This window comes from Vibrio rotiferianus CAIM 577 = LMG 21460 (assembly GCF_002741985.1).
GTDB lineage: Bacteria > Pseudomonadota > Gammaproteobacteria > Enterobacterales > Vibrionaceae > Vibrio > Vibrio rotiferianus.
Genome location: NZ_APHW01000105.1, coordinates 153,239 through 177,056, shown reverse-complemented (window position 1 = coordinate 177,056; position 23,818 = coordinate 153,239). Strand labels below are relative to the sequence as shown.

Sequence of the window (23,818 nt, the reverse complement as noted above, 5' to 3'; positions counted from 1 at the left end):
AAGCCAGCACGAGGCTGGCTTTTATAGTAACTAGGACAGGTTACTATTATAGGTAGTAACGAGCACCGATTGCCCATTTGTCGTCTGTTTTGCGGTTATTTTCGTTATTAAGATCAAATTGGTAACCAGCAAAACCTACAAACTTAGAAGTGAAGTTGTACTCTGCTTGTACCGCCATCTCTTCACGAGTTGTTTCTGTCTTGTCACCCTTAGCCGCTTCGCCTTCAACCATCTCGTAGTTCAAGCTTAGGTTTAGGCTGCTTGGCAATGCGTAGGCAATTAGAGCTTCGTACGCTTTGCTCTCTTCAAGGCCTGAGTTCATGTTTTCGTCAGAAGCGTATACACCTGCTACGTATAAGCCTTGACCGTAAGAACCGTAAGCCGCAGAGATTAGGTGAGATTCAGCAGTTTCTTTCTTGCTTGCACCAGAGCTTGTGAAATCACCAGTGTTGTATGTGTAGCCAAGCTGCGCACCGAAAACAGTGTATGAAAGCGCTAGTTGGTAGCGATCATCGTAATCAGCACCTGAGTATGTTTTCTCATATACTGGCTCACCATTAGCTTCACCTACAATTTCCCATGCTGACGATGCATCGCTGTTGCTGCCTTGCCAACCTAGACCGAAGTTAATAGCGCCAGCTTCACCCAGTTCAATCGCATTACGGTAAGAAAGCATTTTTTCTGCACGACCAGTACCTAGGTTACCGTGGTTGTCGTAAATAAAGTCGTTCGCAAACGCGATTGGCATATCAGCAACGCCAGCGATATCGTAGTAAGGTGCCCACTGAGTACCGGCTACTGCACGGCCATATGCGTCATGAGTAAGACCTAGGTAGCCAAGACGAGTAGTAAAAGAGTTTTCGCCACCTTCTAGATAGTTTAGAGCCCATTCACCACGAGCATCGGCAGTGAAGCCATTACCAATATCATGAGTTGCATTGAAGTTGATACGAGGTGAGTTTTGGCCCACATCAGTGTCACCTTGCTCTGAACCATTCACATTAACAGAAACGTGACCACCGATAGAGAAAGTAGTGCCGTCGTTGTTGTAAAGCTCCACTGCTACTGCTTGAGTACCGAAAGTTGCTGCTGCGATCGCTGCTGCTAATAATTTCTTGTTCATTATAAAATCCATGTATTTATGTATTAGTTTATAAGTCATTTTTATACAAAAGCGGACTGGCTCATCTCTTCCACCAATGTTGCGTCACTTTTGCTTAACAACTGCCAATCAATGTATTTCAGAAGTTCCCAAGAGCAGAGTGAAAAGATGTAAGAAAAAAGAAAACAGGCAAACGTTTACCTGTTTTTCATATGTAAACTTGGCTACGAGCATCAAGCTCAAGAAACACTTTGTTACATTTAATGAGCGATAAATAGATAAGTGATTGTTTATTGGTAAAACAATGAACAGAACTTGAAATTTAATGTTACATTTTGAGGTGAGAAATATGATTAGGAACTTTTTTAAAAATACCCTGTCAATTAGAAAGAACAGAAACATCAAAAAAGCTAAAAAACCTTATCCCTTTACCTTCATGAATAGAATGTGGTTCATGCATTTGAAATAAAAATGCAACTAAATCATAACTTAACGGAAATCTATCTTTCATTTTCACGATTTACCTTAGCGTCATCAATTCATCGGGCAAGTAAGCCCATCGATTACAACTAGGGTAATAAGAAAATGAAAAAGGCAGCACTCTCTACTGCAGTTTTAACAGCATTGGTATCGGCACCATCATTCGCAGCAACTGTTTACGATAACGAAGGAACAACTTTAAAAGTTGGCGGCCGTGCAGAAGCGCGTTTTAATATTTCTGACAAACATGAAAAAGACGGTAACAGCTCTTTCAAAGACAAATCACGAGCTCGTGTTAACTTAAAGGGCAAGTCTCAAATCTCTGACGACTTATATGGCTTTGGTAAGTACGAAGCGGAGTTTGATGATAGCTCAGATATCACAAACCGTTACTTCTTCGCTGGCTTGGGTACCACTATCGGTGAGTTTTCTTACGGTAAGCAAGACTCTGCTCAGGTAATGCTTACAGATATTACGGATACAATGGCAACATTTGGTGCTGAAGCGGCGGATATCGTTGCTGGCAACAAAGACAAACGTGAAAACAACTTTCTTTACTCTGGTGAGTTTGACGCACTAACTATTAAGGCAAACTTCATCGCTTCTGATGCGAAAGACAAAGATAGCTTTGGTCTTGCTGGCCTTTATAACTTTGGCGCGTTTGATATCGGTGCAGGTTACGTATCTCAAAGTAATGGTGACAATGATGACGACCAATTTAACCTCGTCGGCCAATACTCAATGGATGCGTTCACTCTAGGTGCCCTCTTTACTATCGGCACAATTGCGGACGATGATTACACAGGTTACGAGTTGTCAGCTATCTACAAACCAATGAAAAACCTATCGCTAGTTGGTGTTTATAACTTCCAAGAAGTGGATCCAAAAGCAGGCTCTAAAGAAGACACCGTAGATGAATTTGCTATCGAAGCCGTTTATAAGTTCAATGGTCACCTACGTACATATGCAGGATACAAGTTCCAGCAAATCGACTCTGGTGATGACGAGCTACAAGCTGGTATTCGCTACGACTTCTAAACGAGTTGGCCATTTCAATAACAATCAGACGGCTAGCATTTAATGCTAGCCTCTTTCATTTCCTCTGGCACTTTAACACTGCTCCATTTTAATGCACCGAATCCCGAAGTTAGTGCATTTCCTCTAGCTTCTCCAGCTCAAGACCGCTATAGCCCTTTAAAATCAATAAATTCAAAGTTGGCACGCTAGCTGCAACAGTAAAATCGAGCAAATGCATGGCAGCGTTTGTGCTTCTCGTTCTTTGTACCTACTTAGGTAGGCACGTCCTTTGAATTGGTAATGTCGCCTCCCTCCGGGAGGCATTTTTTTATTGGCTCCCCCATCAATAGAACGTATGATCCTGCCCATTGTTTAAAACCGGAAATATCCAATTGAATCATCATCCTGTCCAAGGAGCATCTTGGATGCTTACCGCAGGCTTGGCTTTTGCCATCGTTAATAGCTTTGCTCAAATCGCAAGTATTCACTTTGGTGTGTCATCCACAACATTTGCACTCTTCCAATACGCTATCGCATTTTTTGCCATCTTGCCGTACCTGCGCACATTAGGCATTCGTCAATCTTTACGCACTAACCACTTTGGGTGGCACGCATTACGCATTTTCCTAGCAGTCATTGGCATCCAACTATGGCTATGGGCTCTCGCTTACCCCGTCCCAATTTGGCAAGGTATCGCACTGCTGATGACCTCCCCTTTATTTGCGACGGTTGGCTCAGGTTTAATCCTTAAAGAGAAAGTTGGCGTCGCTCGGTGGATTGCGACACTTACAGGTTTTATCGGCGCCATGATTATTCTCGAACCATGGTCAGACTCATTTACATGGGCAACGCTACTGCCTGTCGGTGCTGCTTTTTTCTGGGCATCCTATTCTTTAATGGTAAAGAAGCTATCTGTGAATGATCCACCGTCAACCATGGTGGTATATCTGCTTTTACTGATCACACCATTTAATATTCTATTAGCGGTTCCTACTTTTGCGATGCCAGAAGGTTGGAGTATCTGGGGCATTTTAGTTGCCGCAGGCGTGCTCACTGCTTTAGCGCAATGGGCTGTAGTCAAAGCTTACGCGGTCGCTGACGCATCATTTGTACAGCCATTTGACCATGCAAAATTGCCTCTAAACGTCTTCGCAGGTTGGCTAGTATTTAACTGGGTGCCACCTGGTCGGTTATGGCTTGGCGCTGCCATTATTGTCGGCTCAATTGCTTTCATTACCCATTGGGAAGCAAAAAAAAGAAAGTAAGTTGAAAGAAATATTCAAGTTTTAGGTTCTATATTTTCAGGAAAGAAATGAGGAGCAATGTATGACACAGCCAATCAAAATGACACTATATCGTTGGGGCGGAAGCTGGGGACCATTCAAAGTAAATATCCCATGTGGAGAATGCACATTAACCAAAGATATTCTTGCTGACACATTTGAAAATGAACTCGCAGATGTACCAGTTGAGCTAGAAGTGAAAGATTGGTTGTCTCACTGGTGGGAGCCACTAAAACTTGGAGCATGGCACGCCCCGATACTCGTCGTTGAAGGTAAAGTCGTCAGCCAAGGGGAAGCGCTAAACCGAGGCGTGCTTGTTCAATCTGTTATTGCTGAATGGACTAAACGAGACCAGCTGAAAGGGAACATCGTTTACGGGAAAGCGACTTGCCCTTACTGTGTAAAAGCTAAAAAGCTACTTGATGAAGCGGGTGTTGAGTACAAATACCATGACGTTGTCAAAGACAGTGCAGCACTTTATCGAATGATCCCAGAAGTGAAAGCCATTATTGGTGAAAAAACACCGGTAACTGTACCGCAGATTTGGTTAGATGGTGAGTACATCGGGGGTGCCGATAACTTGGAAAAGTGGTTAGCAGAGAAAGGGTTAGATAATGTGCCAGATAACGTGGTTGAGATCCCTAGTCAAAGCGCATAAATATCACTCATCGAAAAAATAATACATACATAAAAGCAAAAAGCCCTGATATCACATCAGGGCTTTTCTTATTAATTCGCTAGTTTTTTCATTAGGCGAGTAAACATCGAAGGTTTTTTCTTCTTTGCTTTACCGTAAAGCGCTTTATGCATTGCGTCTTTAGCTATCATTTGGCCAATGTAAGCGCCACCTAGTTCGTTACCCATGACCTTCTCCTAAGATATAATTGACTGGTTTATGTTGTAATTTTACACCCAAAAACCGCAATTACAAGACTTAGATCACACTTTTCTGTAATTAAATTACAAGAACTTCTAACCTTAGCGATAAATTTTGATTATCAACGTTTAGGCTGTTGGTAAGTTTTACCCGCAGCTTTATATGTATCTTTCTGTTTGATTTCAAAGAAAGTTTCAAAGAACCAAGCAGCAAACTTTATCAAGTGCTCGCCTTCATTCATAACATGCTCGACAAACTCTTTTTCTTCACCAGACTCATCAGCTTGGATCGTAATATGGTAAATACGTTTTTCACCATCGACTTCAGCAAGACCAAATTGACCTGTAAGTGATTCTGCAGCTTGTGCGATCTCTTCTTCATCAGATGCTTTTAGCAGTTCAAGGGCTTGAGGTAGGTTCTCTTTCTCACCGATTTCTTTTAGTAGTGCTTCAAATTCGTTCTGTTGCATGGTTTCACCTAACGATTAACTGGTATCTTGCTCACGCGACCCCTTTATGAGTCAACGCAAAGCTAGCGTAACTTACGGCGCATTTTAGAAAGGAGATTGTAAGCTTGCAAGCAGATTCAACGTGAGCTCTCTGGTTCGACAAAGCGATGATAAGGCTTCCGAATCTGACTCAGTAGCAAAACTAGACAACATAACAGTGCAATCAACATGTAAAAGAAACCTAATTGCTGTTGACTGGTTACCCAATGTTCTACCAAATAACCTCCCAACAAACCTGCGAGACACATTTGTATCGACCCCGACAATGCAGAAACCGCTCCTGCTTGTTTCTTGTGCGGCGACAGCAATAAACTTATCGAGACAGGGAATGACATGCCTTGTGCAAAGCTCAAACAAGTAAACGCAATCAATAGTGAAGTCACTGTAAACGGCAGTAGGAGAAGCATTGCCCCAGAAAAAGCTACTATCACAAAGCTCATTAACAATATTTGCTGCTCTTTATACCGAGCATTAATAAAGTTGAGAACCAAGCTTCCCATTAATAACCCAGCCGAAGGCACAATCATCAAAGTGCCATAGTCTGCCGCTGTAAGACCAAGTCCTTGTTGCATCAAAAAAGGATACAAAGACAAGGTCACCAAAGCAGATAGATAGCTCAACCAGTTGTAACTGGCACTACCAATTACTTGCTTATTAGTCAGTAAGTCAAAGTAACTTAGTATCACTCGCTTTGGCTCAAAGCGTCGCTTTGGATACGGTAGTGTTTCTGGCAGCACCGCAAAACCAAGGGCAAAAATCGCCGCAAGATAAAGGAGAACGAACACAAAAACCGCATGCCAACTGATGTGATAGGCAATCCATCCACCAAATAACGGCGCAACAATCGGCATTACAGAAGCGGTCACAGAGATATAAGAAAGTGCTTTGGTCAACTGTGCCCCATCATAACTGTCTCGTAATACCGAGCGCCCAAGCACAGAAGCGCTTCCTGCCCCCAAACCTTGCAATAATCGCCCTACTTCTAGCGCTGAGATATGGTCTGCAAATGCAATACAGATTACCGTCCCAACCAAATAGACACTTTGACCGATAATAAACACTGGTCTACGCCCTATTGAGTCCGATAATGGACCATAGAACAATTGAGAGACACCAAACCCAACGAGGAATAGTGTGACGAGGTTTTGTATCTCGTGCTGCTGAAGGTTAAGGTCATGACCAATAAGTGGTAAAGAGGGAAGATAAATGCTGACGCCAACTTGACCGGTCGCGATGATCATCATAGCTAACAATAATGGTGTTTTACGCAATATACCCTCCTAACAACATGACAGTTTCACGACAGACAGTGTATATTTGATACTCAAAGATGATAATAAACTAAAATGGAAAGGCATTATTTCCTATTAGGATAGAATAGTATGGATTGGATTCAGAGCGTGCACAGTTACATTCGTGTGGTAGAAGAAGGAAGCTTCAATGCGGCGGCTAGAAAGCTCAACACGACCAGTTCGGCGATTAGTAAGCGTATTCAATGGCTAGAAGACAAGATTGGCGTGCAATTGCTAAAAAGAACAACACGGTCAATAAGCCAAACCGAAGCTGGTGCGCTTTTTTATGAGCGCGCTAAGGTACAGCTCGATTCTTGGCAGTCGGTGTTAGATGAAACACGCTCAGTAAACCAGTCCCCTGCAGGTCTACTTAAAATCGGAGCCACTCTTGCGGTAGGATCAAAGTTTCTAGTGCATTATCTGGATGATTTTCTCGATCAATACCCAGACATTAAACTTCAGTTGTTTACAACGTTACCAGGGCAACTTCCAGAACTGAGTTTGGATTTATTTATTAGCCGAGAACTGGAACAGCTCAACTCACTTAGTTTCAAAGCAACGCCCCTTTTCGAGCACAAAGCCCAGTTTTATGCGGCACCCAAGTACTTAGAGAAATACGGGTCCCCTCGCTCAATAGAAGAGCTAAGCACCCACAACGTACTTATTTGGGGTGAAAAACCATCTAGAGACGTTAAGACCATACATGGCCATCGGTTTACTATATCTGGCAACTTCTCTACCACTAACCCTGAAGCCTTATTTCACGGCGCTAAGAGAGGAATGGGAATTATACTGACTAACAACGTCATGATCAGAGAAGAGTTGAAGCAAGGCAATCTTGTCCCTGTATTGCCCGAAATCACAGCTGACGAAGCGACTGTGTATGCATACTACCCCAAGCTAGACTACCAACACACTCGTACTAAGTTATTTCTAGACTACCTAAGGAAACGCTTAGAAGATGAAAAAAAAGAGCTGCTTGCATTGTAATTCATCATAGTGCCGATGCTCATACCGATTGATACCCTGTGTGAAGGAAGTTCTTTTAGGTATTTTCTCAACATTGAGATAAGTTGAATTTGAAAAATATTTAGTTTTCACCGATATTTAACGTGATGCATATCGAAATAATTTGAGATTTAGCGTGTAACAAAAATATCAAAATCACGAACAAAGAGATAACGTCAGATGAAGTATTCACTAGATGAGTCACACATCAGCGTCTCGGACCTAGAAGAAACGTTAAGCCTTGATGGACTCGACTTACTAAATAAAACGACATTAGACCTACATCAGAGGTTTGATAGCTATTGCACATGTGTGGTGGAGGTGGCGCATTTGTACCACCATGCCGTCACCCTATCGTTCGCTGAGAACAATCAAATTATTGACAACAGCACCTACGGACTTGAAAAAACGCCTTGCGAACAGGTATGTGCGGATATTGGCAAACAAGTATTCTATCAAGATGAAGTCTACAAACTCTTTCCAGAAGACGCTCTATTACAAGACGTAGGAATACAGGCTTACATTGGGCTACCGCTAAAGAACCACAATGGTGATGTTCTCGGCATTATTCATTCCACATATCAACGGCCAATACTCGATGAAGAAGCCAGAGAAATAATCCGGCATCATCAATTCTATGCGAGCTTAATCGTCCATAGTTTAAGAGAAAAGTGGATCAGCGAACGATCTGATAAATTGCTCAATCAGCTCAGCTACGAAGTTTCCCACGATAACTTGACTGGTCTCCTCAACCGTAGTTGTTTGGCTGACTCACTAGAAATGCTAACGCAGCAATCAACAAAGCCCTTTCACCTTGCCTACCTTGATATCGACAATTTCAAATCCATCAACGATATCAACGGCAACTACATTGGCGATCAAATCATTAAGTTTACCGCCAATGTCATTCAGCAAACTTTGGGGGAACAAAATAGCGCGTTCAGAGTCGCCGGTGATGAATTTGCTTTTATCAGTTTTGAAAAAGACCCCGTGACGATCTGCCAAGAAATACTCGATAAAATTGAGTCCGGGTATCAAGACAACGCTAATCGAATCAACTTTACCGTCAGTATAGGATTGGCGAAAGCAAGTACAAGTCTGACAAACAGCGATGAGTTAATCTTGAATGCCAGCCTTGCCTTAAAAGACTGCAAGAAGCATCGAGACATTTCAATTCAACATTATGACACACATCTGAGCGCGATATACCATAAACAAACTCAGCTTATTGAAGCACTTAGAGATATTTTACGCCATCCAACTTCAGATAATGATGAGCTATATGTCGTCGTGCAACCTATTGTCGATATCACGCAAGACCGATGGGATTATTTTGAAGTTCTTGCTCGTTGGAACAGTAGAAATTTCGGCCCAATATCGCCGATGGAATTTATTGGAGCAGCAGAGCAATCTGGCCTCATCGTAGAACTCGGTGAACGAATCATTGAGCTCGCTTGTCAAGCAAAACAGCAATTGGAATCTCAGCTTGGCTATCCGATCAAACTTAGCGTGAACTGTTCCGCCTATGAGCTACTCAACTCAAAACGCTATATTAACCATCTGACTGACACAATCGAAAAATACGGACATCAGCCTAGCGATTTCGTTATCGAGTTAACTGAGACAGTATTGCTTGCTCAGTCAGGGCAGGAAAGGTTGGTTCTTGACTCACTTCGCTACCTCGGGTTCAAAGTCGCTCTAGATGATTTTGGTACTGGTTACTCAAGCTTAAACTATATCCATAGTTACCCAATTGATAGCATAAAAATAGACGCAACATTTATTCGAAATATGCTAACCAATCAAACGTCAGAGCAGGTGGTTAAGCTCATCACTCAACTAGCACAATTGCTTGGTGTCGATTTGGTCGCAGAAGGGGTCGAAGACGATATTGCACTCAATAAACTTATAGATATTGGCTGCCATCAAATACAAGGGTATCACTTCTCTAAACCAATGGAAGTATCAGAAATGGTCTGCATCATAAATGAAAGAGATATTAAAAGCGCATAAAAAAGGCCAAACACTGTTTGGCCTTTTTCAGATTAAAGAGATGCTAATTCTTGTTTATGCAGCAAACGATCCATTTCATCTCGTTTCACAATAAACGCAGCCATATCTTTCTTAGGTACCGAGCTCGCCATTGGTATGTTCGCTCGCATTGCATTCACCGGGCGCCCATATTCAATTAACTCGTAATGAAGGTGCGGTCCAGTTACGCGACCAGTTTTACCCGACAAACCAATTCGTTGACCACGAGATACTTTCTGCCCTTTCTTCACTAGAATTTTGCTCAAGTGTAAGTAGCGCGTCTTATATTTACTGCCGTGTTCAATCACAACATAGTTACCAGCATAAGGGTGTTTACGGGTCATAATCACTGTGCCATCCCCCGTAGCCTCGACAGGAGTACCAATAGGCACTGCCCAGTCTGTACCATTATGCGGCGCAACACGCCCAGTTACAGGGTGAAGACGTTTTGGGTTAAAGCTTGAGCTTATACGCCAACTGCGACTTACTGGGTAACGTTGGAATGCGCGCTGAAGACTCTCGCCCTTAGCATTATAGAACTGACCATCGGTATGAAGGTATGCAGAAATCTCACGACCACGATTGTAGATCTTGATCGCTTCAATTTCATTCTTACCTGTAGCAATACCATCAATCGTTTGAGAACGGCGAACCACTTCAAAACGATCACCTGCACGCAGGTCCTTTCCAAAATTGACTTGCTCTTTAAGCAAATTGACGACTTGACCTATTTCAGCTGTCGTCAAACCTAATCGGTTGGCAGAAGATGAAAAACTACCATTTATAACACCAACTAAAGGTTGTTGATGCCACACACCAGGAATAGAAACGTCTTTGAAGTCATAGCTACCGTCATTGTTTCTTTGATACACAGCTTTATCAGCAATGGAGAACTGAAGCTCCATTTTTTCTAGGTCACCCGTTTCTTCATTTCGCCAAAAGCGGAGTGTATTACCAGGTTTTAGTGTATCTAGTGCTAAGAAGTTGAGGTCTGTTTCCATGACCTTCATTAAGGAGCTATAACCAAAGCCAAGCTGGCTAAAAATTGAACTTAGATTATCACCAGCTTGAATTTGATACTCAAAACTTGGAGGCGTGGTCACAGCCAGAGATGCCGTTTTAGCATCTAGAATTCTTTCTACAACCTGTGATTCAGGTAAATTGAGGGCGATCGTTTTGGTAAGAGAAGACTCGTTGATCGAGTGAGAAACACCAATCGCAACAAACACAGGTAAGGAGTACAGCAGTAACGCTTTACGGCTTGTGAAGCTAGGAAACCGCTTTGTTGACACATTTTCAGACACGGGAATTACTATCTCCTTATTAATAAGGCTCATAGCTTATGCATTCCCGAATCAGAAATCACTAGCAAATTACGAGATCTAGCGCAGAAAATGCCTATTTTTTACAGAAGCAAAAAAAAATCATCACTGTTGCATACTCAAGCTATTACCTACACGAAGAATTGTCGCTGAGATCAATTGATTTGGTTGCTCCGCAAGCGCTTGTTCTTCGCCATGTTCAAGATAAGAAAGCGAAACTTTCGTATCACTCACCCATTCCAGCGATGATATTTTGATGCGGTCTCCAAGAAATTCACTATTGAGCAACACTACTCGACTTGGCACTGCATCAAACTTGAACAATCCGAGGTAATAAAATGCGCCTGAACCCTGTGTTGTTACAATCACTGGCGCAATAATCCAAGGTGTACCATTGATGTCTCGTTGAGCAATAAACTCGGTAGGAACCAGCACTTCACCCTTGGTAGCGCCCGCATCGTATTGACCTTTCAATAAGCCATTTTCTTTGTCCCATTCATCTAAAAACGTCACCGCACCTTGTTCAGGGACTTGAACCGTCCACGGATTTCGTGACTGAATCCCAAGTACTTCAGCTACGATTGAGTTAGCTTGGGACTGAGTTTGAGGAAACTTCGCCATGATGTCTTCATCAGAAAGGCTAAAACGGTAAATACCAGCAATCACCACAATGGCTAACAACAGCACAGGGATGAGAAGAATAAGTGGAATAGGTAGAATTCTCTTACGAGTCATGCGTGCTTCCTTGTGTTTGCTCTCATAATTCTGCGCTGAGTATATACCAATTCAATCGTTAAGACCGCAGTACGATTTTGACTCAAGTGTTTCAAAGTTAAACTAAACTATACTCAAGTGATTCGCTAGCAGCCTAGTTGCTCCCAGCACTACAACATCACTTCAATCACAATAACTGACATCCAATAGGTAATAACAATGACAACAATCACCCACACATGCGAGTGTGCCTGTGGTTTGGTTCAACTACGTTGTATGGCAGAACCCATTAGGACTTCAATTTGTCATTGCTTCGAGTGTCAGAAACGCACTGGAAGCGTCTTTGGCGTGCAAGCCAAGTTCAATAAAGAGCAAGTGATCTTAGACGGTGACGTGACGAGTTATACGCGATTATGTGATTCTGGCAACCAAGTACAATATGAGTTTTGTCCAGCTTGCGGCACCACAATGCGTTTATTATTGTCAGATGCGACTGACTTTGTCGTCGTTCCGGTAGGTTTGTTTAATAACAATGAGTTCCCACAGCCTACTATCTCTATTTACGAGCAAAGGAAGCATGGATGGGTACATTTTGAATGTACTATGGAGCATATCGAATAGAAAAGCGTGCAAGGTCGCAGGACATAATATTTGAATCCGCTCAACAATAGTTGAAATTTTATTGAGAATGATCAACCGAGTATCGTGTGAAAGGCTTTCGTTATAACTTGTAAGCGCTATAATCTGCTCCTAACATTTGGTGAGGCTTAATTGTGATTTCCAGACTTCCTCGTTGGGTGGAATATGGCGCGTTTCTGCTGGCTCTTCTGGCTGGTTGCGTCAATGCCGTAGGACTACTCGGCTTTCAACATCAAGCGATAACACATCTTTCCGGAACGGTAACTCAGCTAGGGAACAGCCTTTTAGTCGGTGTGGACAGTACCATCCACCTACTACTCATTGTATTCAGCTTTTTAATTGGCTCAGCATTTAGTGGCTTCTTTATTGAAAGTAGCGCGCTAAAACTAGGACGCCGCTACGGTGTAGCGCTTTGTATTGAAGGAAGCTTACTACTTCTAAGTTTGGGCTTCTTAGTGCAGGGCGACGTATACGGCCAATACCTCGCTTCGGCGGCTTGTGGCTTACAAAACGCAATGATTACAACGTTTAGCGGTGCCGTAGTGCGAACAACACACATGACGGGGATTATCACTGATCTTGGGATAATGATTGGCGAGAGTTTGCGTGGACGCCAGTTTGATAGAAGAAAAGCAAAACTATTTATCTTTATCTTCTTAGGTTTTTTACTTGGTGGTACAGCGGGAGCTGCGCTTTTTAACGTCTATGAGCTTTATGCTTTGGTGTTTCCTGCATTATTGGCATTTGTTATTGCTATCGCTTACTGGGGCTACCTTTACTTGCTCAGCCGAAAACAGGCCGCATAGCACCTATCTCTAATCTAATTTCAATGACGGTTTAAGTAATACACCTAGGCCGTCCTTCCCTACTTCTTGTGCTCGTTTCCAAACATGTTTATCAAAGTCTGATCTGACTCCTTACAATTAGTGCCACCAGGATGAGAAGATCCTGAGGCGCCCTTGAGATCCGAATCACATTTACTATGCTTTTTATTGCTCTAGTCACATTGTGTTGTCTAGCCGAATGCAACGAGCAGTTTGCGTGCTACAATTTTCTAACACGAGCAACAATTTCATATACAAGATTCTAGTTTTGATCAGATTAGCCGAAAAAACGGCTGAATAACTAGATGTATTTAATGAATAGTATTGCAAAGGATACAGTTTGCGGGTAATCTCCGCACACTGTGATTAAATACGGATGTTTAGTGAATATTTATGTCATGGAATATGGCGAGTATTGACTAGTAGTAACACGAGACAAATATGCATAACAACACTAATGCTGCTGAAGCGCCTAAGGGCAATTTCTGGATGTTCTTCATCCCATCCCTGATTGGTCTTCTACTCTTCATGGCTCCTATCTCTTACGATGGTGGCCTGACAATTCCAGTTGCAGTAATGGCAAAAGTCATTCCTGCAGTTCTGGGCGATACATTAATTGCTATTGTAACCGCTATTATTGCTTTTATGGCTGTCGCTTCTGTTCTTTGTAAAATTTTCAAGCCAGCAGCAATCCTGCGTAACAGTTTCTTAAACGGTTTGTTTAACCCATCACCTCTCTGGTTGTTTGTTCGTCTCATTGGTGCTGCGGCAGTATTGATGACATTCTTCCAAGTTGGTCCCAAAGCAATCTGGGAAGAGAATACTGGTGGTCTTGTTTTAACAGGTCTTCTACCGACATTATTTGCAGTGTTCATTTTTGCGGGTCTTCTACTGCCACTGCTATTGAACTTCGGTCTACTTGAACTATTTGGAGCACTGCTCAGTAAAGTAATGCGTCCAGTGTTTAACCTACCTGGCCGTAGTGCGATTGACTGTATGGCTTCTTGGCTAGGTGACGGCAGCGTTGGTATCCTGCTAACCAGTAAGCAATACGAAAACAATTTCTATACTCAACGTGAAGCGGCGGTTGTTGGTACTACCTTCTCTGCAGTATCCATCACTTTCAGTTTGGTTGTTCTTGCTCAAGTTCAGCTAGAACACCTGTTCCTACCTTTCTACGGTGCAATCTGTTTGGCAGGTGTCATCGCCGCGATCATTATTCCTCGCTTACCACCATTAAGCCTGAAGAAAGATCGTTACATGGACGGAAGTGAACCAAAGAAAGACGCTGATGCAGTTCCAGCAGGTCACACAACATTCTCTTGGGGCATGGATCTTGCGCTAAAACGCGCTGGTCAAGTGACTTCTGTACAGTCGGTATTTAAAGAAGGCGTACATAACGCTATCGATATGGTGTTTGGTGTGCTGCCTGTTGTAATGGGTCTTGGTACCGTGGCTTTAGTAATTGCCGAATACACATCCGTATTTGAAATCCTAGGTCAACCATTTATCCCGTACCTAGAGCTTCTACAAGTACCTGAAGCGGCGGCTGCATCTCAAACTATCGTTGTTGGCTTTGCAGACATGTTTATCCCTGCAATTCTTGCTGCCTCAATTGACAATGAGATGACGCGTTTTGTCGTTGCTGCAATGTCAGTAACCCAGCTTATCTACATGTCTGAAGTTGGTGCTCTACTACTGGGTAGCAAGATTCCGGTAAATATTATCGAACTATTTGTTATCTTCATCCTGCGAACACTAATTACACTGCCTGTAATTGCAGGTGTAGCGCATTTGATTTTCTAAAGTTCTTTTTCCTAAGGCCCTGCTTTTGCAGGGCTTTTTATTACGCCCAACTCTGAGATCAACATAAAAAGTAAACACAAAAAAATAGAGCTCTAGCCAACATCCCTCCCACTTAGTCTCATAAGTGAAACACACAAATTACATTTAATCGATTCAATCCCCCAATAAGATTGATTTTATAAACCTCACGCCATCCCATCTCGATTGACAGCAAGCGACTAACATTTCGTTTTTTGACACTTTTATTATCAAACTTTATCAAGATGACCAAACTCACACATTTAGCTCAATGTTGCAGTGAAAGTTAAAAAACATGAAAAATCCATTCAGGAATCTGATAAAACTGTCGATAACAAAATAACAACAACACGTTTTTTGCTATCTGTTGTCGTAAATCATCCCCCAATAAGAGATGAATCAGAGATAGTGTAAACAGGGAGACTTGAGGAAAATCTATGAAATTCAGTCATAAAGTAGTAACCGCGTCCTCGATTTTATTGTTAGTGACAGTTTCGCTTCTGTCTATTCAACAGGTAATGACGGTACGCTCAGAAATCGAAGATCATATCAATGAATCACTAGGGGAGATTCTAACGAGTGTTGGGAACACCGTTGAGTCTCAAATGGATGCAAAAAAAGCGCTGGCACAATCTCTAACAGAAGTAATTGAGTTAGCTCCTAAAGACCGACAGTATGTAAAAGACATTCTTGAGCAGCCCAAGCCTAAGTCAAGCTTTCTCGCGATAGGTTTCGGTTACCAGGCTGACGGTTCAGTCATCGAAAATGATGACAACTGGGAAGCTGGTTCTGATTATGACCCTCGCCAGCGTCCGTGGTTCCAAGCTGCAAAGAATCAAGGTAGCCTTGTCGTTACTGACCCTTATGTCGATGCCTCCTCTAAAAATGTCATTATCTCTATCGGCACCCCAGTAAAAGAGAATGGTCGATTCATTGCAGGTATGTTCTACGACTTAGAGCTTACTAAGCTGGCTGAATTGGTAAACCAGGTAGATGTATTTGATGCGGGATACTTATTCCTTGTAACCAACGACGGTACAACTATCGCGCACCCAGAAGCTGCAAACAATGGCAAAAAGCTGTCGAGCTATCTACCCCAGATTGACTTAGGTAAACGTGAGCAACATATCGAAGTCAATGGCCAAAGCTTTATGGTGAGCTTATCTCACATTAAGAGCGAGAATTGGTACGTAGGGGCAATTGTTGATGAGAGTATCGCTTACGCAGCCGTAGATAAGTTGCGTACTAGCGCAATCATTTACTCACTTATTGCCGTAGTATTTTCAATTGCTGCGCTTACTATGTTGATTCGATTCTTGATGCGACCATTAGATGAGCTGAATTCCGCTATTCAAGGTGTTGCTTCCGGTAAAGGTGATCTAACTCAGCGCTTGTCTACAGAGACTGATAAAGAGTTTTCCGAGTTAGCACATGGCTTCAATACCTTTATGGAGAACCTTCAGCATCAAATCATCGAGTCCAAGCAAATCTCTGATGAGATCTTAACGGGAACTCAGTTAACTGCAGAAGGGGCGAAAGGATCAGCTTCTGCGATGCAAACTCAGCTGCAAGAGCTTGAGCAATTAGCAACAGCCATGCACGAGATGTCTGTAACGGCGACAGAAGTTGCGAATAATGCTCAAGGCGCCGCAAGTGCAGCGAAAGAAGCGGACGAGGCCACCATACAAGGTTCCAATGTAGTTAATGAATCAACTGCAACGATTAACCTACTTTCAGACAACATCGACCAAGCAGTTGAGGAAGTTCAAGGCCTTGAGTCTGCAACAGCGAATATTGAGACAATCTTGAAAGTAATTAACGATATTGCTGATCAAACTAACTTACTTGCACTGAATGCAGCCATCGAAGCTGCTCGCGCAGGCGAATCCGGTCGAGGATTTGCCGTTGTAGCTGATGAAGTTCGTACCCTAGCACAGCGTACGCAAGAATCTACGACGGAAATTCGCAGCATGATTGAACAACTTCAATCCGGCGCATCTTCTGTGGCGAGTGCGATGCACCAAAGTAAAAATAGTGCCGTTGAGGCGGTTGATAAAGCGGAACAAGCAAACGGCGCTCTGCAACGAATCCGTGATTCAATTCAGCAGATCTCTGATATGAACTTGCAAATTGCCTCTGCTGCAGAAGAGCAAAGCTTGGTTGCTGAAGAGATCAACAATAACACGGTCAATATTAAAGATTTGTCTACACAAGTATCTCACTCAGCTGACCTTGCCGATGAAGCTATGCAGAAACAAAATGAAAACGTTCGTAAACAAGATGAAATTCTAAACCGCTTTACAGTTTAGATACTTCTCTTTTTTAACCGACAAGCAAGCAAACAAACAGCGAGCCCATGTGCTCGCTGTTTTTCTACTTATAGAAAGAAAGCATCATTCCAACGACTGTGAAAGAAAATCGCTTCGACACTCGGCTCCCCTTTACTTTATAACTTGTTCGCCATCATAAAGAGAGTAACAGCAAGTCATGTCAGCCTCTGGCGAGACAGTTTCGCATTAACGTCAAATATCATCGCGATTTATCAGGCAATGCTCAGGCCATACACACAGCTAATGCGGCACTAACACCTTCGCATAAAAAAGCCGCTTGCCCAATTGTGGACAAGCGGCTTTCTATAGTTCAATTACTGTGTGTTCGTCGAGTCGATTTATACCGCTTGAGCGAACAGCAAGAAACATCCGAATAGGAAGATAATGCTCATCCCCATCGCACCACCACCCGCTTCGTACACGCTGCTGTCTTCTACAGGTACACGACGCACTTTCATGGTCATCGATAGTGGAACAAACACCGCTAGGAATACAAGGATGATACCTGCGTAGCTAAGGATCGCTAAGAAGTGCTCTGGAGCGAATACCGCACCAAGTAAGGGCAGAATAAACGTAGTTACGAATACCACTGGCTTACTTGATTTTAGAAGATCTGCATTTTGGTCGTAAAGCGCCATTGCCACACCTAAGAAAGACGTCAATAGTGCCAAGCCAGTAAACATAGACAGGATGAACTCAAGACCTGTGTACTGCTGACCAAGAACAGAGATCAACTCAGACACGTTTGAGAATTGAACAAGTTCATGTGGTGGCAAGTTACCCACTACCGCGAACAACCACAGTAGGTAACACACAAGAGGAATCGTAGAGCCAACAATGATCATGTTGCGTAGTTGGTTTTTACTCGCTTCTTTGTTGTAAGTGACCAAAGAAGGAATCACCACCATGAAACCAAAGCTTGTGAACAGAACTGAGCTTTGTTTGATCAGTGCCATTTTGTCTGCGTTCACTACTTCACTTAGGCCTTCAAACGATACATTTGGCGCAAGAGAGAGTAGCGTTAGAACAAGCGCGACAATCATACCGACGAACAAGCCACGGTTTAGCTTATCAACAACGCCTGTACCAGCCGATACGATAAGACCAACCAAAACGGTAAAGCCAACTTGGCTAGAAATAGTAGAAAATGGTAGGCCCATTGACGTAGTGACTTTTTGCACCAAGTCACCAGCACCGATGATGTACGCCATCAATAGACAAACAAGCAATGCGTACAAAAGACCGTTAGTAACAAGCTGACCGCCTTTACCAAGGGTTTCACGAGCAATGGCGTTCATACTCACGCCACCACCTACTTTACAGCTTGCTTCCAACAGAAGAAGTGCCGCATAAGTCGTACCTGCCCAGATGAACAGCATGAGAAGAGTGCCCCATAGGAGGCCAAATTGAGCTAGCACCATTGGTATAGCGAGCATACCAGCGCCAAGAGCAGTACCTGCAACGATCAGGGAGCTGCCGACAAGTTTTGAGTTCACGGTTAATACCTCTAAATTTAATCCGTTTTGTTGTGACTTATCGTGCTTTTGGTTCGAAGCACGATCTACGGAGACGCCCTACCCTGCAGCCAATGAATTCACGATGAAACAGTAACTCAAGGTGCAAAAAGCCTAAACTCAAGATGGATCTATCCTGTCTGAGTACATTAGGGATGTAGGGAATCATTTCCGGGCAGAGTTCAATTAACGGAATGTCTCACTTTGGGTTCGAAGCAAAATCAGCGCATCCTTTTTCGTCAATCCCATTCTCTGCTGAATGGATTTGGTTCAAAAGGATTGTAAGGCATAAATAGGACGATTGAAAAGCAAAAGCTCCATCTTATAGCCATATATTTTAACAACTATCAGTTGATGCAACAGATATGTTGTATAACCGCCGATTATTTAGTCTTTTGTTGCTATAGATAGTAGGAAATGAGCTGTAGCGCTCAATTTTTAAGGTGTACATGAAAATGTACACTTTGTTAGAAGGTGTTAGAAACCCGGAACATAGCCTAGATTCAGCAATATCGTTATTATTCTCACCGTACCGACACGTTTCGGTTCACATACCTCTAAACACTGATTTACGGTTCGAAAATATAGGTAAATGAGTGTTCCGAATGCTGGGTTTGGTTCCCCAGCATTTTTATTCTTCTTGCTATTTTTTCTCTGGCTAAGCCTATCCTTTCCAGCACCCTGCTACATCTATTTACACGCGTCCTGTTCTCCTATTGAAGATATATGTTCAAGTGACTTCAAGATACAGGGTTCAGAGCGTTGTCACTGATTCCCGGTTTACCGAAAGTGAGCGATGAAAAACAACGAAGCGGAATAGCTAGCTCTTTTCAAATTGTTTGACGAAGCTATTTAGTTAGCAAAGAACGTGCTTCAGTGACACGCTCCCGAAGGGCGAGGTTATTTGAGTATAAAAAAGGCAAGGTGCCTAATGACAACCCTGCCCAACTTCAACAATCGTCTTATATTGCAACTAGGATAATTTGAACTTGCTTAGTTCACCATGTAACTCGGTAGCCTTTCGCGTAAGCTCATTACTGATTTCAACAGAAGATGTCATCGAGTCCATCACATCCATTGCTGTATCGTTGATAGTGACAACGTTGCGATTAATTTCTTCCGACACCGAGCTTTGCTCCTCAGCAGCCGACGCAATCTGATTGTTCATATCATTAATTACTTCGATAGCATGATTGATTTCAGAAAGCGCCTGTTGCGCAGCTTGAGTTTCATCTCGAGTATCGACAGCTTGTTGCTGACTTTGCTCCATCAAAACAACTATTGATTGAGTCTCTTGCTCTAAACGAGCCAGCATAGTACGAATTTCTTCAGTAGAACCTTGAGTCCTTGTTGCCAAATTACGCACTTCATCTGCCACAACCGCAAAGCCTCTACCAGCCTCTCCTGCTCGAGCCGCCTCAATGGCAGCATTTAAAGCAAGTAAATTTGTTTGCTCCGCAATACCGCCGATTTCAGTCAAGATACCTTGGATGGCGGTGCTTGACGCAACAAGGTTTTGCGTTTGGTTCTGTGCATCACTCACTTGACTAGCAAGATGTGCCACCGCGTTGGCTGCGTTGTCCATCCTAGCCATGCCATTCACACTATTGCTTTGCACTTGGCTCGCAGCTGCTGCTGCTTGAACCGCAGAGTTTGCCACTTCATGAGCGGTTGCACTCATTTCATTGATGGCTGTAGCGAGGGAGTTCACCTCATTAACTTGAGCGTTTAACTGCTCTTTCGAAATATCAGCACGCGTTTGGCCTTCAGTTGCGCTTTTGTCAACTTGATCAGCCGTTTCAGTGACCGTTAACAGCATTTCCTGTATGCGGGCTAGGAACGAATTGAACCAATGCGCTAATTGAGCCGTTTCATCTTTCCCTTTGACCTCAATTCGATAGGTAAGATCGCCTTCTCCTTGTGCCGCATCTTTAAAACGCTCGACTAAGTTCGTTAGTACTTTGCCTAACGAGTTAGCGATGAATGCCATTGCCAAAATACCGACAAGTGCAGCAATCCCACCAGCCCAAACACCTTTTTCTATGGCTGACTGGTTCTGCTCGTCGCTCCATTGCTCATAGTCAGCCACACTTTTTGTTAGGTGGCTACTAGGAACCGAAACAATCACGACCCATGGTGCATCATTGGTATCAATCGAAGTTATGGCGTACTCATTGCCATCAAACGAAATAATTCCGATCTCTTTTTGTGTCGCTAACGATTGGATATTTTTCCACTGTGATAGTAATTCGGAAGGTACTTTCATCCCTACAGAAGCAGAATCATCACTGTTCGCAAGAACGGCGCCCTTCCAAGAGGAAATTAGAATCTTACCTTGGCCCTCGAATAAACCGCTCGCTAGATTCTCACTTTGTCCTTGTAACTCATTTAGTGATAAATCAAAGCCGACAGAACCAATAATCTCGCCATTCATTTTGATTGGCTGGCTGATTGTAGTAATTAGCTCTTCTCGACCACGAACCGGATACATGTACGGCTCCATAACAAACGTTTTACCCGTTTCATATGGTTTCAAATGCCAATCATCTTTACGCTCACCACTACTATTGAGTTCAGTGTTGCTGAAGCTTTCCATTGCAACAACATCAAAGCTATTTTTGGAATTAGGAGAGAAGAATGGTGCCAAATAGCCTTTGGTATTGAAGCCGTCTTTTATGTCAAATGCTGTTTCACTAGGCCAAGACATGTCTTGCCATACCATATATCCAGCAAATACAGCTTTATTCTGAGCCTCCAAAGAAGCGATGAACTGTTTTACCACCGCCTGTGGTGTAGCACTAGACTCTGCACTCAATTCGAGAATTGATCGCACTTGTTTCAGGTTGGCAAGCACTGGCTCCAGCTGGTTTGAAATACTAAGCTCCTGTTGTAGAGCGGCATTTCTTAGATCAGAGGTGGTCGCATTTGTCAGTTGTTTTTTTACTTGTGTTGTAATCTGTTGATTTACTTCAGTGAAGGCACTGGTTGTCATCCCCATCGCAATCAATAAAGTGAAAGCCATTGCACCACCGGCGCTCACTGCAATTCTTGTTCGTATACTGTTAAACATACTTGTTTCTCCAACAGGCTAGTAGCTGGATTAATATTTAAATAAGGTAGGAAGGGAAATTGTATCTAACAGGTGTGAATGGAGAATGTTGTAATGTGAATGAAATACGAACGGATTATGAAATTACATGAACAACACTATATCGTTTAAAGTGCACAAGGCGGGGAAGTAAAGATGTTTATTGAGTGTGAATCTATCTATATCTCAACTAACGCAATGATATTATAAATATTTATCAGAATTTAAAGATAGTTACCGGAGATACCGTGATCTCATGACTGAACAACTCGCTGCGGCCTATCTAACAAATTTGGGCAACCAATAATGTGATATTATTCACATAATATTTTTCTTAAATATCTGTGACTTAGCTGTAAATAAATCCTATTTTCATATAAATACCCTTCTCCACTATGAGGAGAAGAGTATTTAAATCGATCTAGCAGTTTACCAGCATCATAGCGTTAAGAGCTGGTACCTTAATGGGTTGGCCAAGTTCAAACTGTTCACCTGAGAGTAGATCCGTAACTAATGCATCGCCAGGTAGCTCTAACGTCTGGGAACGTAGAGACTTATTAAGAACCAAAATCCCCTTATCACCTCGCTGCAGCACAAGCATATCATCATTACCTTCTACCATTCTCATCGGCTCACCATGCGTTAGGTTGTGAAATGCGATCATCTTCGCCATTCGAGGATCACGCCATGAGTTTTGCCAACGAGGATTTCCAAGACGATCTTTGATACCACTAGGGTCAAGATCGGTATATACCAAAGGGACTCCTCCGTCGCGCCCCATGATATACGCATACGCTAACCATTCTTCTTCCTCACCCATTACATGCTCTAAAAATACATCATTGTTTGGGATATCGTGAGTAATGGCAAAGGTGATAGCTCGGCCATTGGATAACGCCTGCCCAAAGCAATACGGATCGATGAGTGACTTGAAGCTACCACTTTTCTTAAGCGCTTTCGAGATTGTTGAAAACAGCGGAAAATCATACGCACCGAGTCGTGTTTCTTTCAAATAAGGTTCAAGAAACAGCTCATATTCTTCTTCAGTCGCGCCACCATCCGTAATTATTTCACCAAAAATGTGGACGTCATGCGTGATATCCTCAGTCCAAACCTGCTTCAAGTGCTCTAGCGTCATGTGCTTTGCTGCATCAATACGGAACCCCTTCACGCCAAGCTGTTTCAACGCTTGAAGATACAGTCTCTGCTGAGCGACAACATGCTCACACACTCGTAACGTAGGTAAACCCGGATCGGTCGGCCCCCCCCTGTGATACGGCCATTTTGTACTTGCCACTTATCTTTCCAATCTTTGATACCAAAAGCTTCGACAAAATCATTTTCATCAAACAGCGGCTCAGATAAGTCCCCAAATAGAACGAGGTCTTGATACTTGTCTGCATTTTGCTGGTACTCGTCCATCACAGCTTGGCGCGGGTACTGCAAATCCGCGCGGAGATGGGCTTCATTAGCCATATGGTTAAATACTACATCGGCATAAACTAATACACCTACACGGTCGAGAGCTTCAACCATGTTTTTGAAATCTGCGGTGTCTCCAAGTGCATTATCGATAACACGGTAATCTTGAGGTTGGTAACGCTGCCACCAGCGTTCGTCTTGTGCACTTTTCATTGGTGGAGAAACCAAAACCGAGCCATAACCTAGCTCGCTAATCTCCGCTGCACGTTGGCCAATATCAGCATACTTCCAATCAAAAGCATGCAAGATTACATTTGCACCCGTCGATTGTGTGTCTTGTAAGCCACTCATGTTTCTCTCCTCGTCGCGTTCGCTCACCCATTTATTGCTCGAATTCGTCGTGAGCGAATCCAATAGCTGAAATTATAAGAAGTATTGGCGCCTCTCCCTCCCCCCCCTAATATGTTTGTGCTAGGGGGAAAAACGAGGCGTAGCTCCACCTTGGGTACGGCTTAAAGGAGTACTTGAATACAATGTTCACTA

Annotated in this window: 17 protein-coding genes and 1 pseudogene; 9 read left to right on the top strand and 9 right to left on the bottom strand. The window is 43.0% G+C overall.

The features are described 5' to 3' along the window. Window positions 1-46: 46 nt before the first annotated feature. Window positions 47-1,123, bottom strand: coding sequence for a porin (locus B853_RS21905; protein WP_038882921.1), 1,077 nt, complete (start codon window positions 1,121-1,123; stop codon window positions 47-49). A 564-nt stretch (window positions 1,124-1,687) separates the two neighbouring features. Here B853_RS21905 and B853_RS21900 point away from each other — a divergent pair. From B853_RS21900 to B853_RS21890, 3 genes are all read left to right on the top strand, one after another. After that, entirely contained in the window at window positions 1,688-2,620 is a 933-nt protein-coding gene (locus B853_RS21900; RefSeq protein ID WP_038882733.1) for a porin, read from the top strand. Window positions 2,621-3,024: 404 nt separating this feature from the next. Further along, the gene (locus tag B853_RS21895) at window positions 3,025-3,864 is read left to right on the top strand and encodes a DMT family transporter (RefSeq protein ID WP_050568910.1); all 840 of its coding nucleotides are present in this window, start codon (window positions 3,025-3,027) and stop codon (window positions 3,862-3,864) included. Between the two features lie 61 nt (window positions 3,865-3,925). After that, complete coding sequence (locus B853_RS21890; RefSeq protein WP_038882731.1) at window positions 3,926-4,540, top strand: glutaredoxin domain-containing protein; 615 nt, start codon at window positions 3,926-3,928, stop codon at window positions 4,538-4,540. Between the two features lie 71 nt (window positions 4,541-4,611). On the opposite strand, the gene B853_RS26765 is transcribed toward B853_RS21890, so the two are convergent. The 3 genes from B853_RS26765 to B853_RS21875 all read right to left on the bottom strand — a co-directional run bounded on the left by B853_RS26765 (window position 4,612) and on the right by B853_RS21875 (window position 6,538). After that, on the bottom strand, window positions 4,612-4,746 hold the full coding sequence (locus B853_RS26765) for a hypothetical protein (protein ID WP_010452602.1): 135 nt from the start codon (window positions 4,744-4,746) through the stop codon (window positions 4,612-4,614). A 134-nt stretch (window positions 4,747-4,880) separates the two neighbouring features. Beyond that, window positions 4,881-5,228, bottom strand: a complete 348-nt coding sequence (locus B853_RS21880; protein WP_010452604.1) for a hypothetical protein — start codon at window positions 5,226-5,228, stop codon at window positions 4,881-4,883. A gap of 116 nt (window positions 5,229-5,344) precedes the next feature. Continuing rightward, window positions 5,345-6,538, bottom strand: a complete 1,194-nt coding sequence (locus B853_RS21875; RefSeq protein WP_038882730.1) for a multidrug effflux MFS transporter — start codon at window positions 6,536-6,538, stop codon at window positions 5,345-5,347. 111 nt (window positions 6,539-6,649) lie between these two features. Between B853_RS21875 and B853_RS21870 the strand changes: the two genes are divergently transcribed. Then, window positions 6,650-7,549: a LysR family transcriptional regulator gene (locus tag B853_RS21870; RefSeq protein ID WP_038882728.1), complete on the top strand. Its 900-nt coding sequence runs from the start codon at window positions 6,650-6,652 to the stop codon at window positions 7,547-7,549. Window positions 7,550-7,747: 198 nt separating this feature from the next. Continuing rightward, window positions 7,748-9,580, top strand: coding sequence for a putative bifunctional diguanylate cyclase/phosphodiesterase (locus B853_RS21865; RefSeq protein ID WP_038882727.1), 1,833 nt, complete (start codon window positions 7,748-7,750; stop codon window positions 9,578-9,580). Between the two features lie 32 nt (window positions 9,581-9,612). Here B853_RS21865 and shyA read toward each other — a convergent pair whose 3' ends face one another. Both shyA and B853_RS21855 read right to left on the bottom strand, forming a co-directional pair. Beyond that, window positions 9,613-10,902 carry a peptidoglycan DD-endopeptidase ShyA gene (shyA, locus tag B853_RS21860; RefSeq protein WP_038882725.1) on the bottom strand — a complete coding sequence of 430 codons (1,290 nt, stop codon included), beginning with the start codon at window positions 10,900-10,902 and terminating at the stop codon, window positions 9,613-9,615. A 123-nt stretch (window positions 10,903-11,025) separates the two neighbouring features. Then, window positions 11,026-11,655, bottom strand: coding sequence for a hypothetical protein (locus tag B853_RS21855; protein ID WP_038882724.1), 630 nt, complete (start codon window positions 11,653-11,655; stop codon window positions 11,026-11,028). A 198-nt stretch (window positions 11,656-11,853) separates the two neighbouring features. Between B853_RS21855 and B853_RS21850 the strand changes: the two genes are divergently transcribed. From B853_RS21850 to B853_RS21830, 4 genes are all read left to right on the top strand, one after another. Then, the gene (locus B853_RS21850) at window positions 11,854-12,255 is read left to right on the top strand and encodes a GFA family protein (RefSeq protein WP_029561131.1); all 402 of its coding nucleotides are present in this window, start codon (window positions 11,854-11,856) and stop codon (window positions 12,253-12,255) included. Between the two features lie 152 nt (window positions 12,256-12,407). Then, on the top strand, window positions 12,408-13,079 hold the full coding sequence (locus tag B853_RS21845; RefSeq protein WP_038882723.1) for a YoaK family protein: 672 nt from the start codon (window positions 12,408-12,410) through the stop codon (window positions 13,077-13,079). A 459-nt stretch (window positions 13,080-13,538) separates the two neighbouring features. After that, window positions 13,539-14,903 carry a YjiH family protein gene (locus tag B853_RS21835; protein ID WP_038882721.1) on the top strand — a complete coding sequence of 455 codons (1,365 nt, stop codon included), beginning with the start codon at window positions 13,539-13,541 and terminating at the stop codon, window positions 14,901-14,903. A 455-nt stretch (window positions 14,904-15,358) separates the two neighbouring features. Beyond that, the gene (locus tag B853_RS21830; protein WP_038882720.1) at window positions 15,359-17,230 is read left to right on the top strand and encodes a methyl-accepting chemotaxis protein; all 1,872 of its coding nucleotides are present in this window, start codon (window positions 15,359-15,361) and stop codon (window positions 17,228-17,230) included. A gap of 359 nt (window positions 17,231-17,589) precedes the next feature. On the opposite strand, the gene B853_RS21825 is transcribed toward B853_RS21830, so the two are convergent. From B853_RS21825 to B853_RS21815, 3 genes and pseudogenes are all read right to left on the bottom strand, one after another. Further along, complete coding sequence (locus B853_RS21825; RefSeq protein WP_038882719.1) at window positions 17,590-18,747, bottom strand: amino acid permease; 1,158 nt, start codon at window positions 18,745-18,747, stop codon at window positions 17,590-17,592. Between the two features lie 991 nt (window positions 18,748-19,738). Continuing rightward, window positions 19,739-21,835 (bottom strand): methyl-accepting chemotaxis protein, encoded by a 2,097-nt coding sequence (locus B853_RS21820; RefSeq protein ID WP_038882717.1) that lies wholly within the window; start codon window positions 21,833-21,835, stop codon window positions 19,739-19,741. A 439-nt stretch (window positions 21,836-22,274) separates the two neighbouring features. After that, window positions 22,275-23,626, bottom strand: a pseudogene (locus B853_RS21815) (alpha-amylase family protein). Window positions 23,627-23,818 lie beyond the last annotated feature (192 nt).